Genomic DNA, 3,786 nt, shown 5'->3' with positions numbered 1-3,786 from the left:
GGTCATCCTTGGTATATCGCGCTAAACAGCCGCACAAAGAAGGCGCTTCATGACTGGGTTAAGAATTCAAATCATATCAAGGGATTGAAAATATCCCAAAAGCATACTGCAGGAGGTGCATTATGAATCGACCGTCGGAATACCAAGCCCGCGTGTGTCTCCTTTCTTTCCAGGCTTGGGAATTTCCACCCTACGCACTGGTTTTGGCTCGTAAGTCCAGCTTTCCAAATCCTTCTTCAGCTGACTTAGCTCTTCTTTCAAACGGCTGCCGAACTCGGTGATTGTCACCCCGTCTATTCCAGGGGAACCCTTGTTCTTCTTTACCGCCTCAAATCCCATGCGAAGATTCCACATCCCGCATAGAGCCTCGAAGAGTCTTGTAGAATCGTTGACCGAACTCTGTCCTTCAGCTTCGCTTAGGTTTGCATCCCCATGGTTCTCGGGACTGGTCGTCCCCCCAGGGATGGCTTGGAGCTGAAATCTAGGTTCCATTGACTGTTCCACCCTTCACCTCGACTTCCTGTCGTTTGCCCCCAGTTTTACCCTCTGATCTGTCACCAGCATCTTCATCGGCTGGGGAGTTTACGGCTACTACGGCTTCATCTGCAGGCCCTCCATCCATCATCGGATCATTGCTGCTCCGCTTAGGGCTTAAGGTGTCGTAGTTACACCGACCCGGATTGGACGGCCCTTCCTCGGGTAAGATCGACAACTTTCCCTGCTCGCCCACCTCCAATACCTGAGAGGGCGGAAAGGATATTGGACTTTGCTGGTTCGAGGCAGCTCGTCCTCCCTCCCCGGCCTGTCGGAGGTTCACACACGTTTGAGCAGCAGGTTTGACTACGGCTTCCTTCAGATCCCGCATTGGCCTCATGGATGAACCGTTTTCTCCCTCCTCGGGCAGCTCCCATGGGTTTCTTTGGGCACCCTTGCCTTCGTCTACACATTCCCTCCTTTCCTTGGGCTGTGACTGGACTTTCACCAGGTGAGTTTGTCGACCATGCTGAGCGCACTCGAGATCCCTATGGGATCCCTTCTTAGGAATTTTTTGCGAAAGCCGGTTTGGCTTGGCAGGCTGCAAGGCTGCGAGCAACCACTCAGGTAAAATCTGATCCGGGGATTTGCCCTTCAGCGAGCTCCGGTGATGGTAGAGGCTCCGCACTATCGAACCCAGATTTCGCGTGAGCGATTGCGATTTCTGCCAGCCTGGAACACGTTTTATGATTTGATCAAGCGCCGCGCGGAGCTCACACTGGCCAATTCCCTTCCACTTGCAGGTCAGAATAATTGTAACAAGCCAGTGATTGCGCTCGCCCTTCTCCACGTTTTCCGGCATGTCCATATGAGCAAGCGGTTTACATCCTGTGTTTTGATGGTTTTGTAGCAAATCGTAAGCCCTGTCTGTCAATGCACGGACAGGGCGAATCGTCAGGCGATAACCCTCTCCCGGCAACGCCTCAACCTCCAGCCACTTCGGGGGATCGGATAGCAGTTTATAGACGGTATTCTTTGCGATGCCGTACCTTCTCATTATCCCACCTGCCGACATCTGCACCGATCCCCACGGCCCCGCCTCATCCAGAATATCCGTGTAAAGCCGGGCCAGAGGCTTTTCAACACGCGTGTCCGGCCACAGAATATCATCACGATCACGCTTGTTTTTCTCGCGGAGAGCAGGATGAAAACGCAGGGCATAAAAAAGGTTCTGCAGTACCCGAGGCCGCTTTTTCTGGATCAACGCCTGCACGAAATCAGCCTGATCAAGCACACGCTCCTGGCGAAACATGTTCGGCATCAGACGTTTCAGACCACGCGCTCCTTCATCGGCGCCCATGCCGTGATGATTGAGAATGTGGATGATCATGTTCTGCACCTTGAACGCGAGCTTTTGAACGTCCGTGGTCTCATCAATCAGCTCAAGCGGAGAAATCGCCAGCGCAAGACTAAGGCCATGACCTCCTGAGGAGCGCACCACATGGCTCAGGTAGCGAAGAATGATCGGAACATCCGCTGCCAGGGTCGCAGCAATTGTTGGCCAGTCCAGTTTTCCGTCGCGGATCCACTTTTTAAGAGCACGCTTGAAATCAAGGTCAAAATGAAGCCAGATGAGGGTCTCCGTGCCCGTACCTTCGTTCATAATGGTGGTCGAAATCAGAGGGTACTCGGGTCGCTTGTCCTTGCGGACACCGCCCACCGGCACCGCGTAGCGCTTGCCGTTGTCATAGGCCCAAAGGGCAAACTGATAGTGGGAAGGCAGATCCGTCCCAGGTTTTTTTTTCTTCCGCGGGCGTCCCTGCCCCTCATACACGCGATCCATCGCCACGATCATCCTGATCTCTCCGAGCGCAAAGGTTTCCTGATCCGTTCTCGGCATGCGCATTTTGAGCGCAAAAATGGCCGTGAATGGCTGATTTTTGACAAAATTTTCCGCTGGAGGTTGCGCTTGGGGGATGGGTGGGATAACTTTGGAAGTGCGACGTTCACAAAGTTATCTTTTGCGTGCCATCCTTGGCGCTTCCCCTTCGGGGGATTCAGTTGTACTGAATTGCTTTGTCTCTCCTATCTTGCAAACCCGACCTGAAATTTTTTCTTCATGCGCCGCTCGCGCAGCGTAATCGCACTATCTCGGACGACTTTCGTCAGGCCCGGCAGGCCTTCCAAAAATCCGTGCAGGCATAGTATATTCAGGGGCTCCAGCATCAGCCGGCGCAGCCACTCCACTAGGGTCCAGCTGCTTGCTGATCCTCTAATTGCCTTATTTTGTGCCGAAACGAGTGAATTCCGTGCCGCAGAAAGGTCGGTCTCCAAGGGTTTTGCAGCAGTCTGTATCCGCGAAATGAGAGTGCGATATTGTACAGGATCCAGACGGGCAATGGCGCTGCGCGTCGGCGCAAGTTGAGCCTCAATATCCAAAATCCGCTTTTCAAGCTGCTGAACCTCGGTGGAACCTGCCACCGCTGCAGACACTGCGTGCTGTTCTTTATTTCCTATTGAGGCGTGCATTGTTGTGTAGCCGATAGTGATTAAAAAAAGACCGAGGACTTTCTGAACCCATGCCTTGAATGAAAGCCAGTCCATCGGCAGGCTCAGCAGAATGGAGCTGGAAATCACTATCAAAGCGGACCAGAACCAAGCCTCGCCTGTATTGCCACCTGCGTGTGCACCGTATGTGATGAGGGCTGCGCTACAGAGCAGCGTTCCAATGCCGCATGCAACAAGGCAAAGCCAGTTGACATCAAGATCCAGGATATTTTGCCTGGCAGCTTTCCCGCTTTGAGTCTGCATCGGGAGAGGGACGAAAATCGGCTGAGATGGTTTGAATGTGACCCGGGGCTTGAATTCTTCATGTTCTCGGATCGGCAGAACCTGGGCAACCGACACGATTTCATGACGCTCGGGAATTTCTGCCATCAAGCCTATGGGCTTTGGCTTTTCAACATCAAGTTGAATTTCGATCGGGGTGGACCTTGGGACAGAATACGGTCGGGACTGGGTATTTAACGCCAAACCGTGAATCTCTAATAATGCCTGTTCTACCGTATAGCCCTTCTTTCTTATTAAATACGATTTCTTTGCCCGCTGTGGTCCTGTAAGTCTTACCTGCCTCAATGGTTCCATGAGATCACCGACAGTTAGATGTTCCCATAAACTTTAATAGAAACATCTAACTTGTAGCAACTGAAACTTCGAGTTAACTCGAACTTTGTTTGCGGCGCTGAAGGAGTCTGCGGCACTGAAGAGGTCTGCGGCACTGAAGAGGTCTGCGGCACTGAAGAGGTCTGCGGC

At 52.6% G+C, this 3,786-nt stretch carries 3 protein-coding genes; all 3 read right to left on the bottom strand.

From position 1 onward, the window contains the following. Window positions 1-120: 120 nt before the first annotated feature. Window positions 121-339 (bottom strand): hypothetical protein, encoded by a 219-nt coding sequence (locus VE954_RS31835; RefSeq protein WP_324960611.1) that lies wholly within the window; start codon window positions 337-339, stop codon window positions 121-123. 142 nt (window positions 340-481) lie between these two features. After that, window positions 482-2,329 carry a hypothetical protein gene (locus tag VE954_RS31830; protein ID WP_324960609.1) on the bottom strand — a complete coding sequence of 616 codons (1,848 nt, stop codon included), beginning with the start codon at window positions 2,327-2,329 and terminating at the stop codon, window positions 482-484. Between the two features lie 230 nt (window positions 2,330-2,559). After that, window positions 2,560-3,618 (bottom strand): hypothetical protein, encoded by a 1,059-nt coding sequence (locus VE954_RS31825; protein ID WP_324960607.1) that lies wholly within the window; start codon window positions 3,616-3,618, stop codon window positions 2,560-2,562. Between the last annotated feature and the right edge of the window lie 168 nt (window positions 3,619-3,786).

It is taken from the genome of Oligoflexus sp., from assembly GCF_035638955.1.
Classification (GTDB): Bacteria; Bdellovibrionota_B; Oligoflexia; order Oligoflexales; family Oligoflexaceae; genus Oligoflexus.
Note: the sequence above shows the minus strand (reverse complement) of the source record. Positions and strands in the feature narration are given on the sequence as shown.

Coding starts and splice junctions, on each gene's coding strand:
- VE954_RS31835 (WP_324960611.1), bottom strand. CDS start 339: ATGGGATTTGAGGCGGTAAAGAAGAACAAGGGTTCCCCTGGAATAGAC.
- VE954_RS31830 (WP_324960609.1), bottom strand. CDS start 2,329: ATGATCGTGGCGATGGATCGCGTGTATGAGGGGCAGGGACGCCCGCGG.
- VE954_RS31825 (WP_324960607.1), bottom strand. CDS start 3,618: ATGGAACCATTGAGGCAGGTAAGACTTACAGGACCACAGCGGGCAAAG.